Raw genomic sequence first — 18606 nt, forward strand, 5'->3', positions numbered from 1 at the left:
TCGGGGACAAACCCTGGCCCGACCCGGAGCCGGCGGGCGGGTCGGGCCGGCCGGAGGTCAGGGGCGCAGCGCCAGGTACCCGCGTTCGGCCGCCTCCTGGATCAGCCACTGGTCCCGGTACCAGCCGGGGGCGGCGACCAGTTCGGCGTGCCGGCCGCGCTGGGCCACCCGCCCGGCGTCCAGCACCACGATCTCGTCCAGCTCGGCGAGCCCGCTGAGCCGGTGACTGATCAGCAGCACGGAGTGCCCGGCCGGGGCGGCCGCCAGCGCGGAGGCGAGCACCGCGTCGGCGGCGGCGGGATCGAGCCCCTCGGTCGGCTCGTCGAGCACCAGCACTCCCGGCGCCGCGAGCAGCGCCCGGGCCAGCGCGAGCCGCTGCCGCTGGCCGCCGGAGAGCTGGCCGCCCTCCTCGCCGACCACGGTGTCCCAGCCGTCGGGCTGCTCGTGCACCCAGTCCAGCAGCCCGGCCGCCGCGGTCGCCGCCGCCAGCTCCTCCTCGTCGGCGGCGGGCCGCCCGAGCAGCAGGTTCTCCCGCACGGAGGCGTGGAAGACGTACGCCTCGGCGAGCAGTCCGCCGACGGCGCGGGGCAGCTCCTCGGCCCGGTACGCCGACAGCCCGCGCCCGTCGAGGGTGACCCGGCCGTGCGCGGGGCGCACCGCGCCGGTGAGGACGGCGGCCAGCGTGCTCTTGCCGGCGCCGCTGGGCCCGACCACCGCGACCCGGCGACCGGGCGGCAGGTCCAGGCTGAACCCGTCCAGGGCGGGCGGGGCGCCCTCCCGGTACCGGACGGTGACCTCCTCGAACCGGACGTCGTACGGCCCGGGGCCGACCTCGGCACCGTCGGAGGTGGCCGGACCGGCCGGGGCGTCCAGCAGGGCGGCGACCCGGGTCAGGCCGGTCCGCAGCTGGGTCCACTGCCGGGCGGCCCCGACCAGCGCCAGCGCGATCTCGACGGCGGCGAGCGTGCCGACCGCCAGGACGCCGACCAGCACCCCGTCCACGTCGTCGGCGAGCGCGGCGAGCACCACCGCACCGGCGGTCAGCCCGGCCACGAGCACCCCCGCCGCGTCGACCGCGAAGCCCGTGGCGGCGAGCCGCCGCTCCAACCGGGCCAGCCGCCGGGCCCGCGCCCCGGCCGCCTCCAGCGCGTGCCCCGTGGCGCCGAACGCGGCCAGGTCGGCGGCGCCGTGGGTGAGGTCGACCGCGTCGGTGGCGAGAGCGCCGCGCAGCGGCGCCAGCTCGGCGGCGGCGCGCCGGGTCAGCGCGGTGGCCAGGGCGGGCAGCGCCACCCCGGCGACCAGCAGCCCGACCGCGAGCACCCCGGCGGCGGCCGGCGACATCAGCGCCGCCCCGCCGACCGCGAGCACGCTGACCAGCGCCGCCGCCGAGGCCGGCACCAGCACCCGCAGCAGCAGGTCCTGGACGGCCTCCACGTCGGAGACGAGCCGGCTCAGCGCGTCGCCCGAGCGCTGCCGGGCCGTCGGGCGGGCGGCGAGGGTGCCGAAGACCCGGGCCCGGACGTCGGTGATCAGCCGCAGCACGGCGTCGTGCCCGGCGAGCCGTTCGGTGTAGCGGAGCACGCCCCGGCTGATCGCCAGCGCCCGGACCGCCACGATCGCCACGGTGAGGCGGTCCAGCGGGGGCTGGCCGGCGGCGCTCATCAGCAGCCAGGTCGCGGTGGCCATCAGGGCGAGGCCGGCGAACTCGGTGGCGGCGGCGAGCAGCCCCGCGCCGAGCAGCCGGTTCAGGTACGGCCGGGCCAGCCGCAGCACGGCCCGCTCGGCCGAGCCGGCGCGCCCCGGCGCGGTCGAGGCGTCGGCAGCGGCGCCGGCCGCGAGGGTGCTCTGCGCGCCGGTCCGGGCGTCGGCGGCGGCACCGGGCGCGTGGGTGGGTCGGGCGTCGTCGGCGGGGCGATCGTCGGTCATCGGGTGGCCTCCCCGGCCGCCGTGGGCGTCAGCTCGGTGACCCGGCCGTCCTCGATGCGCAGGATCCGGTCCGCGTCGGCGAGCAGCGCCGGCCGGTGCGCCACCAGCAGCGCCGTCCGCCCGGCCACCAGCCGGCGGGTGGCGTCGAGGACGACCGCCTCGGCGGCGGTGTCCAGCCGGGCCGTCGGCTCGTCGAGCAGCACCACGGGCGCGTCCCGCAGGAACGCGCGGGCCAGCGCGACCCGTTGCCGCTGCCCGCTGGAGAGGCCGTGCCCGCGTTCGCCGAGGACGGTGGCGAGCCCGTCGGGCAGCCCGGCGACCACGTCGTCCAGGGCGGCGTCGTGGACCGCCGTGGCGAGCGCGGCGTCCGGGGTGTCCGGCGCGCCGAGCCGGATGTTGTCGGCCAGCGGGGCGGCGAAGAGGTGGGCCCGCTGCGGTACCCAGGCCACCTGGCGGCGCCAGCCGTCGGCGTCGGCGTCGGCCAGGTCGACCCCGCCCACGGTGACCCGGCCGGCGGTCGGGGTGACGAAGCCGAGCAGCAGGCCGAGCAGGGTGCTCTTGCCGGCGCCGCTGGGGCCGATCACGGCGATGCGCTCGCCCGGGCGGATGGTCAGCGTGACGTCGCGCAGGGCGGTGGTCCGCTCGTACGCCACGGTCACCGCCTCGAACCGGATCTCGCCGCGGCCGTCGGGGACGGCCGCGCCCGCGCCGCGCGCCGGCGCGGGGGCGGCGGCCGACAGGGTCAGCGCCTCGTCCAGCGCGGTGAGCCCCTCCATGCTGGCGTGGAACCGGGCGCCGGCCGCCCGCAGCGGCAGGTACGCCTCCGGGGTGAGCAGCAGCACCAGCAGCGCGGTCTGGAGGGTCAGCCCGCCGCCGAGCAGCCGTACGCCGACCGGCACGGCGACCAGCGCCACCGAGAGGGTGGCCACCAGCTCCAGCACCAGGGCGGACAGGAACGCGATCCGCAGCGTCTTCATGGTCGCGACCCGGTGGCCGTCGGCCATCCGGCGGACCACGTCGGTCTGCGCCCGGGCCCGGCCGAACGCGCGCAGGGTGGGCAGCCCGGCGACCATGTCGAGGAAGTGCCCGCCGAGCAGGGAGAGCCGCCGCCACTGCCGCTCGGTGGCGGCCTGTGCCTGCCAGCCGAGCAGCGCGCCGAAGATCGGGATCAGCGGCAGCGTCACCGCGATGATCAGTGCCGAGCTCCAGTCGGCGAGGAGGATCCGGGCCAGTACGGCGAGCGGCACGGTGACGCTGAGCACCAGCTGCGGCAGGTAGCCGGTGAAGTACGCGTCGAGCGCGTCCAGCCCGCGCCCGGTCAGCGTGGCGAGCTGCCCGGCGCGCTGTCCCGCGACCCAGCCGGGGCCGTGCCGCCCGACCGCCCCGAGCAGGTCGGCCCGCAGCGCCGCCTTGACCGTCGCCGCGACCCGCGCCGACACCGTGCCCTGCGCCCAGACCAGCAGCGAGCGGGCGGCCACCGCGGTGGCGAAGCCGGCCAGCGCGGGCCGGTCGAGCCGCCCTTCGAACGCGGTCGCCAGCAGCGCGGCCAGCGCCGTGGCCTGCGCGACGACCAGCCCCGCGGCCAGCACGCCGAGCAGCGCGAGCACGGCGAGGTCGCGCCGGGCCCCCGGGACCCGGCGCAGCAGACGCGGGTCGAAGGGACGGCGGTTCACCAGTACACCGGTGCCCTGCCGTCGGTCCGTCCCCGGAACACCCACCAGCACATCGCCTGAAAGCCTAGTAGGGCCGGCAGGAGCGGCAGCGTCAGCCAGGTCAGCAGCCGCAGCGTGGGGGTGCTGGCCGCCGCGTCGGCCACGGTCAGTGACGCGCCCGGGTCGACCGTGGAGACGAGCGCGTAGGGCCAGATGGTCGCGCCGGCCAGCGCCACCGGCAGCGCCAGGGACGCGCAGGTGGCGGCGAAGGCCAGCCCCGGCCGCCGCCGGGCGAGCGCCGTCCGGGCCGTCAGCAGCGCCGCGACCAGCAACGACAGCAGCAGTACGCCCACCATCGGCTGCCGCGCGGCGGCGCGTACGTCGGCGGAGAGCAGGCCGAGGACGGTGGCCGCGCCGACCGTGGTGAGCGCCACCGGGACGAGCCGGGCAGCCAGTAGCCCGACCGGCGCGGCGTCGGCGGCGGGCAGCCGGAGCGTGAGGAAGGTCGCACCGTGCAGCGCGACCAGCGCGACGACGGCGAGCCCGGCGGCGGCCACGAACGGGGTGAAGAGGTGGGTCACCCCGGCGACGTGGCCGTCGGCGTGCAGCGGTACGCCCTGGAGCAGCCCGGCCAGCACGGCACCCCAGCCGAGCGCGGCGAGCACGCTGCCGACGACCACGATCCGGTCCCACCAGGTGCGGGCCCGCTGCCCGTCGGGGCGGCTGCGTAGCTGCACACCGGCGGTCACCAGGATCACCCCGGTCAACGCGGCGAGCACCGCCGGGTAGAAGCCGGAGAGCAGTTCCCCCTCCAGCACGGGGAAGGCGCCGAACAGGATGCCGACGGCGGCCACCAGCCAGACCTCGTTGCCGAGGAAGAACGGGCCGACCGCGTTGAGCGCGGCGCGGCGGCGGGCGGGGTCGGTGTCCCGGGCGAGCAGCAGGCCGACGCCGTAGTCGTAGCCGCCGAGCACCAGGTAGACGGCGAAGAAGAGCCCGAGCAGGGCGTACCAGGCGAGTTCCACTGTCGTCTCCTCAGGCGAAGGCGGGCTCGGGGTGGGGGTCGGCCGGCGGCTGGTCCGGTTGCCGGCCCAGGGCCGGGTCGTCCGCACCCCGGGCGGCGTGGCGCGCGAGCAGCACCCAGTTGGTGACGGCGAGGGTGCCGAGCAGCAGGCTGAACCCGATCAGCGAGGTGAGCATCAGCCAGGGGCTGACCGGCGACACCGCCTGGTCCACGGGCAGCAGCCCGTACGCGGCCCAGGGCTGGCGGCCGACCTCGCGGGCGATCCAACCGAGGATGACCGCGACGAACGGCAGCGGCAGGGCGAACTGGAGGATCCGCAGCGGTACGCGCAGCCGGATGATCCAGTCCCGCCACAGCAGCGGGAGCAGCAGCCAGAGCAGGCCGAGGGTGAAACCGATCAGGATCATGAAGCCGAGGCCGACGTCGGCGAGGGCCGGCGGCGTGTAGTCGCCGGGGCCGAACCGGGCCGTCCATTCGGCGATCAGCGGTGCGGCGGCGGGGTCGTCGCCGAACTTGGTGGGCTGCACGTCGCTGATCGCGAAGAACTGGGCGAAGCCGAAGCCCTGCACGAAGAAGATCGCCACCGCCGAGATGATCAGGCCGATCCGCAGCCCCTTGCGGTGCAGCGCGAAGTCGTCGGTGCGCCGGAGGAGGTGCCACGCGCTGACCGCCGCCATCAGCATCCCGCCGACCAGCAGCGCCGCCGTGACGACGTGCCCGAGGGCCATCCGGAAGGTGGGGTTGTCCAGCAGCGCGGAGAAGTCGGTGAGATGCGCGACCCCGTCGCGTACCTCGTAGCCGACCGGGTTCTGCAACCAGGAGTTGGCCACCATGATCCAGAACGCCGAGGCGTACGCGGTGATCGCGACGCCCCAGAGCAGGGCGAGGTGCACGCCCCGGCGCAGCCGGTGCCAGCCGAAGATCCACATGCCGAGGAACGTCGACTCCAGGAAGAAGGCGACAAGCGTCTCGATGGCCAGCGGCGCGCCGAAGACGTTGCCGACGTAGCGCGACAGCCCGCTCCAGTTCAGCCCGAACTGGAATTCCATCACGATGCCGGTGGCGATGCCGAGCACGTAGTTGATCACGTAGAGCTGGCCCCAGAAGCGGGTCAGCCGTTCGTAGACCGGCTTGTTGGTGATCACCGAGGCGGTCTGGAGACCGACCAGCAGGGTCACGAGGCCCAGGGTCACCGCCACGAAGAGGAAGTGGATCGAGGTGGTGGTGGCGAACTGCAGGCGGGCGAGGAGCAGGGTGTCCATGGCCGGCTCTCCGTACGGTTGGCTCACTTGTCGTAGCGAGCCTACACGTAGATTGCCTACGCATCACTACTATGGCCCGTCGTAGACGATGCTACGACGATTTGTAGTAGCCGTGGGGGAGGGTGGGGCGCCGGGCGGTTCGCGTACGCGGGCGGTCCGGTCCCAGCATGTCCGGCGGCGATCCACGCGGCGGTAACTCCACCGTGCGCGGGGGCACGCCGGCGGTCCCCGGGTGCCGCCGAGGGAAGCGGGCGGCGCAGGGCCGGGCCGGGGCCCGGTCAGCTCAGGAAGAGGGAGACCGGCAGGGCGGCCACGTTTGTCGCCACGGTCAGCGCGGCGGCCCCGAGCAGCCGGGGCGGCCGGTCGGCGACCAGGAGCCGCTGCACCCGGACGTCGAGGTCCCGGTCGCCCAGCCCGAGCGTGCCGGCCGGAGTCACCCGGTTGCCGGCCGCGGCGAACCGGCGCAGCGCGCCGGCCAGCGGGGCGTCGGCGTGCGCCTCCCGGGCCTTGTCGTCGGCCCGCATCTCGACCAGCAGGGCGACCCGGTCGTGCGCCTCGCGGACCCAGCCGAACCAGGGCAGCGCCCGGCTGAGCGCGGTGAACGGCAGTAGCACCAGGTCGTGCCGTTCCTGGGCGTGCGCCCGCTCGTGGGCGAGGACGGCCGCCAACTCGGCGCTGTCCAGCAGGTCGAGCGTGCCCGCGCTGACCACCACCCGGGGCTTCATCCCGGGCAGGCAGTACGCCGCCGCGCTCGGATGGTCCAGCACCAGCGCCCCGGGCACCGTCGGGTCCCGGCGGGCTACCAGGGCGAGCAGGTCCCGGTGCCGGCGCTGGGCGCGTACGGTGCCGTGGATGCTGCGTACGGTCGTGGTCAGCAGCACCGCGCCGATGCCGAAGCCCATCCCGACGGCGGCCAGGTGCGGCGCGCCCAGCCCGACGGGCAGGGTGCCGTGGGCGAGGTCGGTGGCGAGGGCGACCAGCGCGCTGCCGGTCGGGCGGTCGTAGGCGGACAGGCCCAGTGCCATCGGCACGCCCATGGCCGAGAGCCCGAGGGCCAGCCCGACCGCCTGCCAGCAGACGATCGCGACCCGGGGACTGCGCCACGTCCAGGTGGAGCGGGACAGCACCTGCGCGGTCAGCCAGCAGGCGAGCATCGACGCGGCGAAGTGCAGGGCGTACGCCACGACCGCCGCCCTACCTGTCCGCTGCCTTGCCGGTCCGGGGCGGCAGGCCGTCGACCGACGGCGCCTCGACCCGGTCGGTCAGCGCGCTCCCGTCGTGTCCGGCCCCGTCGGCCTCGGCCCCGAGGGCGGCGCGCAGCACCTCGGCCTCGGTGCCGGTCACCGATCGGGCGAAGCGCACCAGCGCGGCGTCCCGGCTGCCGCCGAGGTCGAGGGCGTCGAGCATGAGCTGGGCGATGTACGCCTCGCGGCTGGCGGCGGCCCGGTAACGCCAGGCCCGCCCCTCCCGCTCGCGCTGCACCATGCCCTTGCCGGCCAGCCGGTCCAGCACGGTCATCACCGTCGTGTACGCCAGCTCGCGGCCGTCCAGCGCGTCGGCCACCTCGCGCACGGTGATCCCGTCCGACGCGCCCGGGACCGAGTCCCACAAGACGTCCATCACCGCACGTTCGAGATCACCAAGCCGAGTCACGCCGCAATCCTACCCCCCGTAGTAGACCCACCCCGCCCCGCACACCACAGCACCGCCCGAGGCAGCACCCCGAACGCTCACCCCACCCGAGGCAGCACCCCAGAGCTGACCCCTCCCACGAACCTGTCCACGAACGGTTTTCCGGGGAGCCCCGCCCGCGCAGGGATCAAGCCTGACCGCCCGGAGCGGGCGGGGCTCCCCGGAAAACCCCAGGACAGCGACCAGTCACACCCCCTTGGGGTGCCAGACCGTCTTCGTCTCCAGCAGCGTGGTCATCCGGGTGATGCCGGGGTCGGCGGACCAGTCGTGGTCGGCCGGGGCCGGCCGGAGCACCCGCTTGAGGTTCTGCGCCGCCTTGACCTCCAGCTCCGTCGCCAGCTCGGCGTCGGCCACCCCGGTCAGGTCGATGGCGTTGACGTCCATGTGGGCGGCCAGCGCCGGCACGGTCTCGGCGATCCGGCCGGTGAGCAGGTTGACCACGCCGCCGGGCAGGTCGGAGGTGGCGAGCACCTCCGCCAGGGTCACGGCCGCCAGGGGCTGCGTCGGCGAGGTCGCCACGACCACCGTGTTGCCGGTGACGATCGCCGGGGCGATCACGCTGACCAGGCCGAGCAGCGCCGGGGACTCGGGGGCGACCACGGCCACCACGCCGGTCGGCTCGGGCGCCGACAGGTTGAAGTACGGCCCGGCGACCGGGTTGGCGCCGCCGTAGACCTGGGGCAGCTTGTCGGACCAGCCGGCGTACCAGACCCAGCGGTCCACGGCCGCGTCGACCTCGTCGCCGGGCACGCCGAGGGCGACGAACTGCTCGCGCCGGCCCTCCAGCATCTCGGCGACCCGGTAGAGGATCTGACCCCGGTTGTACGCCGTCGCCCCGGCCCAGCCCTTCACGGCGGCGCGGGCGGCGACCACGGCGTCCCGCGCGTCCTTGCGGGAGGCGAGCGACACGTTGGAGTCCTGCACGAGATACGACCGTCCCGACTCGCTGCGCGGGAACTTCCCGCCGATGAAGAGCTTGTACGTCTTGCGTACCGCGACCCGCTCAGACATTGAGGTAACCCTCCAGCCCGTGCCGGCCGCCCTCGCGACCGTAGCCCGACTCCTTGTAGCCGCCGAACGGCGAGGTGGGGTCGAACTTGTTGAACGTGTTGGCCCAGACGACGCCGGCGCGCAGCCGGTCGGCCATCCACAGGATCCGGGAGCCCTTGTCGGTCCAGATCCCGGCCGACAGCCCGTACGGCGTGTTGTTGGCCTTCTCGACGGCCTCGGCCGGGGTGCGGAACGTCAGCACGGACAGCACCGGGCCGAAGATCTCCTCGCGGGCGATCCGGTGCGCCTGGGTGACCCCGGTGAAGATCGTCGGCGCGAACCAGAAGCCGCGCTCCGGCAGCTCGCACGGCGGCGACCAGCGCTCGGCGCCCTCGGCGGACCCGGCGTCGGAGAGCTCCCGGATCCGCGCGAGCTGCGCGGCCGAGTTGATCGCGCCGATGTCGGTGTTCTTGTCCAGCGGGTCGCCGACGCGCAGCTGGGCCATCCGCCGCTTCAGCGACTCCAGCACCCGGTCGGCGGCGTTCTCCTGGATCAGCAGCCGGGAGCCGGCGCAGCAGACGTGCCCCTGGTTGAAGAAGATCCCGTTGACGATCCCCTCGACCGCCTGGTCGACGGGGGCGTCGTCGAAGACGATGTTTGCCGCCTTGCCGCCCAGCTCCAGTGTGAGCTTCTTGCGGGTGCCGGCGACCGAGCGGGCGATGGCCCGGCCCACCTCGGTCGAACCGGTGAAGGCGACCTTGTCCACGCCCTGGTGCTCGACCAGCGCCCGGCCGGTCTCGCCGGCGCCCGTGACGATGTTGACCACGCCGGCGGGCAGGTCGGCCTGCTGGCAGATCTCGGCGAAGAGCAGTGCCGTCAGCGGCGTCGTCTCGGCCGGCTTCAGCACCACCGTGTTGCCGGCGGCCAGCGCCGGGGCGATCTTCCACGCCAGCATCAGCAGCGGGAAGTTCCACGGGATGACCTGCGCGGCCACGCCGAGGGGGCGCGGGTTCGCGCCGAAGCCCGCGTGTTCCAGCTTGTCGGCCCAGCCGGCGTAGTAGAAGAAGTGCGCCGCGACCAGGGGCAGGTCGACGTCGCGCGACTCCTTGATCGGCTTGCCGTTGTCGAGCGACTCGAGCACGGCCAGCTCGCGGGAGCGCTCCTGGAGGATCCGGGCGATCCGGAAGAGGTACTTCGCCCGGTCCCGGCCCGGCATCGGGCCCCAGACCTTCTCGTACGCCTGGCGGGCGGCGCGGACGGCGCGGTCCACGTCCTGCGTGCCGGCCTCGGCGACCTCGGCGAGCACCTCCTCGGAGGCCGGGTTGACCGTCTTGAACGTGCCGCCGTCGGTGGGGTCCACGAACTCCCCGTCGACGAAGAGCCCGTAGGAGGCTTTCAGGTCCACCACCGAGCGGGACTCGGGGGCGGGTGCGTATTCGAACATCGGCTCTCAGTCCAGGGTGAAGTAGTCGGGACCGGAGTAGGTGCCGGTCGTCAGCTTGGTGCGCTGCATGAGCAGGTCGTTGAGCAGGCTGGAGGCGCCGAACCGGAACCAGTCCGGGTCCAGCCAGTCCGCGCCGACGGTCTCGTTGACCATCACCAGGTACTTGATGGCGTCCTTGGTGGTCTTGATGCCGCCGGCCGGCTTCACGCCGACCTGCCGGCCGGTGGCGGCCCGGAAGTCGCGGACGGCCTCCAGCATGACCAGGGTCACCGGCGGGGTGGCCGCCACCGGGACCTTGCCGGTGGAGGTCTTGATGAAGTCGCCGCCGGCCAGCATCGCCAGCCAGGAGGCGCGCCGCACGTTGTCGTACGTGGCCAGCTCGCCGGTCTCCAGGATGACCTTGAGGTGCGCGTCGCCGCAGGCCTCCTTGGTGGCCACGATCTCGTCGTAGACCTCCTGGTAGCGGCCGGCGAGGAAGGCACCCCGGTTGATCACCATGTCGATCTCGTCGGCGCCGGCCGCCACGGCGGCCCGGGTGTCGGCGAGCTTGACCTCCAGCGGGGCCTGGCCCGACGGGAAGGCGGTCGCCACGCTGGCCAGGTGCACGCCGGAGCCGCGCAGCACCTCGGCCACGTGCGGGACCATCGCCGGGTAGACGCAGACCGCGCCCACGTGCGGGCAGGACGGGTCGGCCGGGTCGGGGCGCAGTGCCTTGGCCGCGAGGGCCCGCACCTTGCCCGGGGTGTCCGCCCCTTCGAGGGTGGTCAGGTCGACCATCCGGATCGCCAGGTCGATGGCCTGGGCCTTGGCGGTGGTCTTGATGGAGCGGGTGCCGAGCTGTGCCGCCCGCTGCTCCGCGCCGACCTGGTCCACGCCGGGCAGGCCGTGCAGGAAGGTCCGCAGAGCGGTCTCGGATCGTCCCAACTCGGAGAGCTCCGACCGGGCCGACGTCGCTGTCGCCGTCATGCCCCGAAGTCTACGCACCCGGCCGGACAGTGATCTTGGTCACCGTGCTGTCGCGGGCGCGGTGGTGAGCGAGGTCGCCGGTCCGGCCGCACCCGCAGTGCCGGAACGGGGGGACCGGTAGGTTGAGCGATCGTGGACGTACACGTCATTGACCATCCGCTCGCCCAGTCGCGGCTGACCGCCATGCGGGACGCGCGCACCGACTCCTCCTCGTTCCGGGCGGCGCTGCACGAACTCACCACCATGCTGGTGTACGAGGCCGCGCGCTCCTTCCCCGTCGAGAAGTACCCGGTGCAGACCCCCGTCACCGGCACCGAGGGCACCCGGCTGGCCAACCCGCCGCTGCTCGTACCGGTGCTGCGGGCCGGCCTGGGCATGGCCGACGCCGCGCTCGGGCTGCTGCCGGAGTCCTCGATGGGCTTCGTCGGCCTGGCCCGGGACGAGGAGACGTACGAGCCGCGCGCCTACATGGAGTCGCTGCCGCGCGACCTGAGCGGCCTGCCGGTGCTGGTGCTCGACCCGATGCTCGCCACCGGCGGCTCGCTGGAGCACTGCTGCCGGCTGCTGGCCGACCGGGGCTGCACCGACATCACCGTGCTCTGCGTGCTCGCCGCGCCCGTCGGCATCGAGCGGCTGGAGCGCTCCGGCCTGCCGCTGCGCCTGGTCACCGCCTCGATCGACGAGGGGCTCAACGACCGCATGTTCATCGTGCCGGGGCTCGGCGACGCCGGCGACCGTCAGTTCGGTGGCATGCCCCGCTTCTGAGGTCGGCACCGGCACGTCACGGCCTCCCGCCGAGTTGCGGGAGGCCGTTCGCAACCGGGGCTCTTCCGCTCCGGCCGGCAGGCCGCCCGCACCGGCCGGAGATCCCGCGCCCGGTCGCCGGTAACGATCCGACCCGTCCGCGACACATACCTGGTGTCTCTGTCAGGAACTGCGGTCGGGAGATCCCTGATGAAACCCGTGGGTGAGCGGGGCGAGGACTGGTTCACCAGCCTCTACGCCGCGCACTACCCGGACATCGTCCGATACGGCCTGCGTCGGCTGCCCGACGCTGACGCGGCGGCCGAACTCGCCCAGGACGTCTTCGTCGTCGTCTGGCGACGGCGCGGCGAGGTGCCCGAACACGCCCTGCCCTGGCTCTACGCCGTGGCGCGGCACGTGGTGGCGAACCGGTGGCGGTCCCGGCAGGGCGGACCCAGCCTGCTCCCGCTCGCCGAGGCGGATCACGTGCCGGCACGGATCGTCGAGCCCGACGCCGTCGCGCCGGTGCTCGACCTGCACCGGGCGCTGCGCGCGCTCCCCGAGGCCGACCAGGAGATCCTCCGGCTGGTCGGCTGGGAGGACCTGAGCGTCGGCGACGCCGCCGTCGCCCTGGGCTGCACCCGGTCCGCCGCCGCCGTGCGGCTCTTCCGGGCCCGGCGTCGACTGCGCTCCGCACTGACCACGCCCACCCCCGCCCGCGGCACCCGCCCGGCGTCCGCCCACGTCTGAGAGGAGCACCATGCACACCACGCAGCGGGTCCGGGAGCTCCTGGGCCCGGCCGACCCGGCGCGCGACGTCGTCGTACCCCCGTCGCCCCGCACCGCCCACGACCTGATCCTCCGCGCGCAGGACGCGACCGCGACCCCGGCCGGGCCGGTACGCCGGGGCGCGTCCCGGCGCACCGTGTTCGTCGGCGCGGTCGCCACGCTGGCGGTGCTCGGCTCCGCCGGGGTGGCCCAGGTGCTGCGGGACGGGACGGCCATCCCGCCGGAGCCGGCGCAGCCGGTCGCCGGCACCGTGCTCAAGCCGGTGGCCTACGAGGTCGTCGCGGGCGAACCGGCCGATCGGCACCTGCGGGCGCTCGCCGCCCGCCTGGTGGACGCCCCGCCCGACAGCACCGCCGGCCGCTACGCCTACCGGCACGGCAAGTCCTGGGGCAGCCCGACGTCGATGTCGCCCGAGGGGCACATGATGAGCTTCGTGCACGAACGCCGCGAGTGGGCGGCGGACGACGGTCGCCGCTGGCAGGACGTCGAGCCCCTGGGTGCCGAGTACCCCGACGAGGCGTCCCGCGAGTACTGGTCGACCCGGCTACGGTCGACGGCGGCCGACCCCTCGGCCAGCAGGCCGCCGCGCGGGATCCGGGAGATCCCACCGGACCCGGTGAGCCGCCGGCTGCCGGCCGACCGGGCGGAACTCGAGCGCTGGCTCGGCACCAGAAAGCCGGCGGGCGAGCTGGCGATGCGCGTGTACCACCTGTACAGCAGCTACCTGGTGCCGCGGCGGACCCGGGCCGACCTGCTCACCATCCTGGCCGGGAAGCCCGGCTTCGAGTGGCGCGGCCGGGTCGTCGACCGGGCCGGCCGCCAGGGCGTGGCCGTCACCGCCGACCTCGTACCACCGGCCGGGCAGCCTCTGCAGCGGGCGCAGATGCTGCTGGTCTTCCACCCGGCGACCGGTGAAATGCTCGCGTTCGAATATCTGGAGACGGCCCCGAAGCGCCGCGTGCTGCACTACGAGCTCCTGCTCGACGCCCGGCGCACCGACACGCTGAGCTGACCACCGTCCGGCGCGCGCCGGAACGGTCGGGACACGGGGCCCGACCGCCCCGGCGCGCGCCGGACGGGTGCGGAGCCCGGGTGCGGCGGCACGCCATCGACGTCGAGTTGGTGCGCGGTGGTGCCCGCACCCGCTAGCGTGTCCGGCCATGACTGGTGTTGCTCTCGCCGAAGAGCTGCTTCTCCTCGCGTACGACGACGAGACCGGCAAGGCGACCATGCCGCGGATCAGCCTCGACCTGGGGATGGCCGCCGCGGTGCTGATCGAACTGGCCCTGGCCGGGCGGATCGCGTACTCCGAGGGGTCCCTGGCGGTGGTCGATCCGACGCCCACCGGCGAGCCGCTCGTCGACGGGGTCCTCGCCCGCATGGCCGCCGACACGCTGCACAGCCCCTCGTCCTGGGTGCAGCGGCTGCGGCACGGCCTGCGCGACAAGATCCTGGGCGACCTGTGCGCCCAGGGCGTGGTCCGCGACGTCGACGAGACCGAGCTGGGCTTCATCCACGTGCACCGCTACCCGACGGTGGACCCGGCCGTCGAGGCGGACACCCGACGCCGGCTCGCCGAGGCGCTGGCCAGCGGCGAGCTGCCTGACGAGCGGACGGCGGCCCTGGCCACCCTGGTGGCGGTGCTGCGGATGGAACCGGCGCTCGGCCTGAGCGGTGACGCGGCCCGGGAGGCCCGGCAGCGGCTGGAGGAGATCGCCGGCGGCTCCGGCTTCTCCGGCACCGTCAGCCTGGACGACTCCGTGGTCCGCCCCTCGGTCGGCCTCGTCGTGGCCGCCCTGGCCAGCGCCGTCAACGCCGCCCTGGGCCCCCGCCGCTAACCCCACCCCGGCTGGACCCACCCCACCCCACCCCGCCCCCCGCCCTACCCCGCCCGGCCCCGGCCCCCGCCACGTCGATCATGAGTTTGGCGGGCTGGGGAAGCGCTTTCCAGTACCGCTAACCTCATGATCAACGGGGCGGGGGAGGGGGAGGGTGGGTCAGAGGCCCAGGGTGGTGGCCATTTCCTTGCGGAGGGTGGTTGCCGCGGCGGTGGCGCGGGCGCGGGCTGCGGCGACGTCGCCGTCCGCCACCGGCTCCACCACCTCCAGGTACGCCTTGAGCTTCGGCTCGGTGCCCGAGGGGCGGATCACCACCCGGGCGGTGCCGGTACGCAGGATCACCACGTCCGCCTCCGGGAGCAGGTCCTGTGCCTCGGTGACCGGCTGCCCGAGCAGCGTCGTCGGGGTGGCGGCCCGGATCCGGGCCATCGCGTCGGCGATCAGCCGCAGGTCGTCCACCCGTACGGAGAGCTGGTCCGTGTGGTGCACGCCGAACTCGGCGGCCAGCTCGTCCAGCCGGTCGGTCAGGGTGCGCCCCTGCGCCTTGAGCCCGGCGGCCAGCTCCGCCACGGTCAGCGCGGCGGTGATGCCGTCCTTGTCGCGTACGTGCTCCGGGGCGACGCAGTAGCCGAGCGCCTCCTCGTAGCCGAAGACCAGCGGCTCGGCCCCGCCGCCGGCCCGGACGATCCACTTGAACCCGGTCAGCGTCTCGTCGTAGGGCAGGCCCCGGGCGGCACACATCGCCCGCAGCAGCGACGACGACACGATCGTGGTGGCGTACAGGCCGGTCACGCCGCGCCGCATGAGGTGGTCGGCCAGCAGCACGCCCACCTCGTCGCCGCGCAGCATCCGCCAGCCGGGCGGGTTCGCCGCCGGCTGATCCGGGCCGGCGACCGCTGCCTGCGTGCTCACCGCGGGACCGGTGTCCCGGACGGCCACCGCGCAGCGGTCCGCGTCGGGGTCGTTGGCGATGGCGATGTCCGCGCCGGTCGCCTCGGCCAGCGCGACCAGCCGGTCCACCGCCCCGGGCTCCTCCGGGTTGGGGAAGGAGACGGTCGGGAATGCCGGATCGGGCTCGGCCTGCTCGGGCACCACACCGGGCACGGGGAAGCCCGCGCGGGCGAACGCCGCGGTGAGCACCGCCGCGCCCACCCCGTGCAACGGCGTGTACGCCACCGCCAGGTCGCGCGACCCGTCCGGGTCGATGACGGCGGCGGCCCGCTCCACGTAGGAGGCCACCAGGTCGTCGCCGAGCACCTGACCGGCCGGCCCGAGGGGCACCTCGGCCAGCGACCCGACCGACCGGATCGCGGCCTCGATGCCGGCGTCGGCCGGGGGTACGATCTGGGCGCCGTCGCCGAGCGTCCCGCCCAGTTCCGCGCCGAGGTAGACCTTGTAGCCGTTGTCCTGCGGCGGGTTGTGGCTGGCGGTCACCATCACCCCGGCGACCGCCCCGAGGTGGCGCACCGCGTACGCGAGCACGGGGGTGGGCAGCGGGCGGGGCAGCAGCAGCGCCGGGCGTCCCACGCCGGTGGCGACCTGGGCGGTCCGCTCGGCGAACTCGCGGGAACCGTGTCGGGCGTCGTACCCGATCACCAGTGGGCCGGAGCCGCCCTGGGCGGCGAGCCAGCCGACCAGCCCGGCGGCGGCCCGGGTGACCACCGCGAGGTTCATCCCGTTGGGGCCGGCGCGCAGCGGGCCACGCAGCCCGGCGGTGCCGAAGGTCAGCGGGCCGGCGAAGCGGTCGGCCAGCTCCGGGGCGCTCGCCGGCAGGCGGTCGAGCACCGCCCGCAACTCCTCCCGGCTGGCCGGGTCGGGATCGTCGTCGAGCCAGCGCCGTGCTTGCTCGCGAATGTCGTCGATGTCAGTGGTTTCCGCCGGCATGTCTCTTGATAGCACGCCGGCGGATCACCACCGCGCTTCCCCCGGGCTCAGCCGGCCTCGGTGAGCTGGAACGTCTTCACCATCTCGTCGAAGATCGGCCGGCTGTCGGCGAACTTCGTGTCGGTCGAGGTGAGGTAGAACGAGTAGACCTTGCCCTCGTGGACCACGCCGCGCCACACGCCGTGCCGCTTGGCCTCGCCCTCGCCGCAGGTGTACTCGAACTCGGCCGCCGCCTTGCCGACCCACTGCACCTCGTTCATGGCGAGCTGGGCGTACGGCTTGGCGCAGGACTTGGAACGGTTCTTCAGACCGTCCTCGGCGACCTCGGCCCAGCGCATCGAGTTGGTGCGGAAGTCCTCCACCAGGATCCGGACCTTGCGGCCCTCGTCCTCCGGGTCGACGTAGTCCACCCAGTTGCCGGCGCTCTTGATCTCCCAGCCCTGCGGCACCATGACCCGTACGCCCTTGCCGGTGTGCTCCTTCATCTCGGGCACGCCGGCGGCCGGGGCCTGCGACGTCGGGGCGGCCTGCGGGACGGTCGGCGCCGGGTCGTCGCCGCCGGTGAAGAGGACGACCGCCCCGATCAGCAGCAGCGCGGCCAAGCCGCCGGCGGCGGCGAGCTGCACCTTGCGCGGCCAGCCCTTGACGGTGCCGACGAGCTGGTTGCCGACGGCGCCGACCCGGCCGCCGAAGCCGCCGCCCGAGCCGCTCGCGGCGGGCGCGGTGGCGGGGGTCGCCCACGGCTGCCCGGTGCCCGGCACCGACCACTGGCCGCCGCCGTAGGTGCCGCCGAGGTGCTGGGTGGCCTCCGGCGGCGGTGCGCCGAAGACGGGCGCTCCGGCGCCCACCCGCTGGGTGGCCTCGGGCGGGGTGCCGAAGGTGGGCGTGCCCGCCTTCACCCGCTGGGTCGCCTCGGTCGGGCCGCTGAAGCCGACCAGGCCGGCGGCGTTGGTGCGCAGCTGCTGGGTGGCGTCCGACCCGCCGGACGTCATCCGCTGGGTCGCCTCGGCGCCGCCGTAGGTGCGGCCGGTTGGCGTGGACCCGCTCGGCGCCGGCATCGCGCCGGTGGGGGTGTGCAGCGGTCCGGCCAGGGCGTCGGCGCTGGTGTCGTCCATCGCGGCGGGGCTCGCGGCGAGGGCGGCCTGCGCGGGGCGCTCGCCTCGGCGCAGCGCCGCCAGCCGGTCGGTGAGCGACTCGCCGGGGTTGAGCATGGCCCGGCCGCCGATCTGCCCGCTCGGCTTCGGCTGCTCCGGCGCGGCGGCCGGCGGGGTCGGCACGGGCCGCTGCACCGGGACCACCGAGTAGGGATCGGTCACCGAGTTCACGGCGGCGGCGTTGCTGGTCAGCGGGCCGGCGAGCAGCTCGCGCAGCATGGCCCGGGCGGTGTGCACGTCGAGGCGGCGGGCCGGGTCCTTCTCCAACAGGCCCATCAGCACCCGGGCCAGCGGCCCGCTGCGCTGCGGTGGGGCGGGCGGGTCCTCGACCACGGCGTGCATGGTCTCGATCGGGTCGCCCTTGTCGAACGGGGGCCGCCCCTCCACCGCCGTGTAGAGCGTGACGCCCAGCGAGAAGAGGTCGCTCGGCGGGCCGAACTCCTGGCCCATCGCCCGCTCGGGGGAGATGAAGTGCGGCGAGCCGAGCACCATCCCGGGGGTGGTGAGCTGCACGTCGGTGGGCATCCGGGCCACGCCGAAGTCGGTCAGCACGCAGCGCCCGTCGGCGCAGATCAGCACGTTGGCCGGCTTGACGTCGCGGTGCAGCACGCCGATCGCGTGCGCCACCTCCAGCGCGCCGAGCAGGGCGATTCCGATCTTGGCGACCACCCGCTGCGCGACCGGCCCGTCCTCGATCACCATGTCGGCGAGGCTGCGGGCGTCGAGCAGCTCCATCACGATCCACGGCCGGCCGCCCTCGGTGACCACGTCGTAGACCTGGACGACGGCCGGGTGCTGGATGGCCGCCGCGGCGCGGGCCTCGCGCAGGGTGCGCTCGTACATGGCGTCGCGGTCGCTGGGGGCCAGCCCCGGGGGCAGGACGACCTCCTTGACGGCCACGTCCCGCCGCAGGAGTGTGTCCGTGGCACGCCAGACCGTGCCCATGCCGCCGTTGCCCACCGCCGAACGCAGCGAGTAGCGCTCGCCGATGGTCGTGCCGGGCGTCGCGCGTCCGTTGGGGGAACTGACTGGTCCGCCGCTCCACGTCGGGATCTGAGTCACAGAAAAGCCACCGGGGGAATTCGAGGGGGGCTGGGACACAACCCCCCTATCTTGCTGGTTCCGACGCCCGATGCGAAACCCGACGCGGCGGACGTTTGTCGAACTGGACGGTACGTGTCCGAGCGTTCACCTCTCGTCGATGCCCGTCGACGCGTCGACCGGTGTGCGGTATCCCTCAC

15 protein-coding genes are annotated in these 18606 nt (G+C 74.8%); 4 read left to right on the plus strand and 11 right to left on the minus strand.

The genetic code is table 11. The features are described from left to right. Window positions 1–57: 57 nt before the first annotated feature. The 9 genes from cydC to deoC form a co-directional block, all read right to left on the minus strand. Complete coding sequence (gene cydC, locus ACGFNF_RS22375; RefSeq protein ID WP_393170363.1) at window positions 58–1926, minus strand: thiol reductant ABC exporter subunit CydC; 1869 nt, start codon at window positions 1924–1926, stop codon at window positions 58–60. Then, window positions 1923–3599, minus strand: a complete 1677-nt coding sequence (gene cydD, locus ACGFNF_RS22380) for a thiol reductant ABC exporter subunit CydD (protein WP_357579982.1) — start codon at window positions 3597–3599, stop codon at window positions 1923–1925. The genes cydC and cydD overlap by 4 nt, the downstream gene beginning before the upstream one ends. Next, window positions 3596–4603, minus strand: coding sequence for a cytochrome d ubiquinol oxidase subunit II (locus tag ACGFNF_RS22385; protein WP_393170366.1), 1008 nt, complete (start codon window positions 4601–4603; stop codon window positions 3596–3598). The genes cydD and ACGFNF_RS22385 overlap by 4 nt, the downstream gene beginning before the upstream one ends. 10 nt (window positions 4604–4613) lie before the next feature. Next, window positions 4614–5864, minus strand: coding sequence for a cytochrome ubiquinol oxidase subunit I (locus ACGFNF_RS22390; RefSeq protein WP_393170368.1), 1251 nt, complete (start codon window positions 5862–5864; stop codon window positions 4614–4616). Window positions 5865–6142: 278 nt separating this feature from the next. After that, window positions 6143–7048, minus strand: coding sequence for a M56 family metallopeptidase (locus ACGFNF_RS22395; protein ID WP_393170370.1), 906 nt, complete (start codon window positions 7046–7048; stop codon window positions 6143–6145). 10 nt (window positions 7049–7058) lie between these two features. Further along, a complete protein-coding gene (locus ACGFNF_RS22400; RefSeq protein WP_393170372.1) occupies window positions 7059–7517 on the minus strand; it encodes a BlaI/MecI/CopY family transcriptional regulator in 459 nt (152 codons plus the stop codon). Between the two features lie 225 nt (window positions 7518–7742). Further along, window positions 7743–8567, minus strand: coding sequence for an aldehyde dehydrogenase family protein (locus ACGFNF_RS22405; protein WP_311413745.1), 825 nt, complete (start codon window positions 8565–8567; stop codon window positions 7743–7745). Beyond that, on the minus strand, window positions 8560–9990 hold the full coding sequence (locus ACGFNF_RS22410; protein WP_393170374.1) for an aldehyde dehydrogenase family protein: 1431 nt from the start codon (window positions 9988–9990) through the stop codon (window positions 8560–8562). Before ACGFNF_RS22410 ends, ACGFNF_RS22405 begins: the two co-directional genes overlap by 8 nt. 6 nt (window positions 9991–9996) lie before the next feature. Then, window positions 9997–10956, minus strand: coding sequence for a deoxyribose-phosphate aldolase (deoC, locus tag ACGFNF_RS22415; protein ID WP_311413747.1), 960 nt, complete (start codon window positions 10954–10956; stop codon window positions 9997–9999). A gap of 132 nt (window positions 10957–11088) precedes the next feature. Between deoC and upp the strand changes: the two genes are divergently transcribed. The 4 genes from upp to ACGFNF_RS22435 all read left to right on the plus strand — a co-directional run bounded on the left by upp (window position 11089) and on the right by ACGFNF_RS22435 (window position 14327). Further along, the gene (upp, locus tag ACGFNF_RS22420) at window positions 11089–11721 is read left to right on the plus strand and encodes a uracil phosphoribosyltransferase (protein ID WP_089002050.1); all 633 of its coding nucleotides are present in this window, start codon (window positions 11089–11091) and stop codon (window positions 11719–11721) included. Window positions 11722–11910: 189 nt separating this feature from the next. Beyond that, window positions 11911–12450, plus strand: a complete 540-nt coding sequence (locus ACGFNF_RS22425; RefSeq protein WP_334605382.1) for a sigma-70 family RNA polymerase sigma factor — start codon at window positions 11911–11913, stop codon at window positions 12448–12450. 10 nt (window positions 12451–12460) lie between these two features. Continuing rightward, complete coding sequence (locus ACGFNF_RS22430) at window positions 12461–13501, plus strand: CU044_5270 family protein (protein WP_357579989.1); 1041 nt, start codon at window positions 12461–12463, stop codon at window positions 13499–13501. Between the two features lie 148 nt (window positions 13502–13649). Continuing rightward, window positions 13650–14327 carry a GPP34 family phosphoprotein gene (locus ACGFNF_RS22435; RefSeq protein ID WP_393170378.1) on the plus strand — a complete coding sequence of 226 codons (678 nt, stop codon included), beginning with the start codon at window positions 13650–13652 and terminating at the stop codon, window positions 14325–14327. A 159-nt stretch (window positions 14328–14486) separates the two neighbouring features. On the opposite strand, the gene ACGFNF_RS22440 is transcribed toward ACGFNF_RS22435, so the two are convergent. Both ACGFNF_RS22440 and ACGFNF_RS22445 read right to left on the minus strand, forming a co-directional pair. Beyond that, window positions 14487–16211 (minus strand): phospho-sugar mutase, encoded by a 1725-nt coding sequence (locus ACGFNF_RS22440; RefSeq protein WP_393170380.1) that lies wholly within the window; start codon window positions 16209–16211, stop codon window positions 14487–14489. Window positions 16212–16258: 47 nt separating this feature from the next. Beyond that, window positions 16259–18427, minus strand: coding sequence for a serine/threonine-protein kinase (locus ACGFNF_RS22445; protein WP_393170382.1), 2169 nt, complete (start codon window positions 18425–18427; stop codon window positions 16259–16261). Window positions 18428–18606: the final 179 nt, after the last annotated feature.

This window comes from Micromonospora sp. NPDC048868 (genome assembly GCF_043198195.1).
In the GTDB taxonomy this organism is placed as follows: Bacteria; Actinomycetota; Actinomycetes; order Mycobacteriales; family Micromonosporaceae; genus Micromonospora; species Micromonospora reichwaldensis.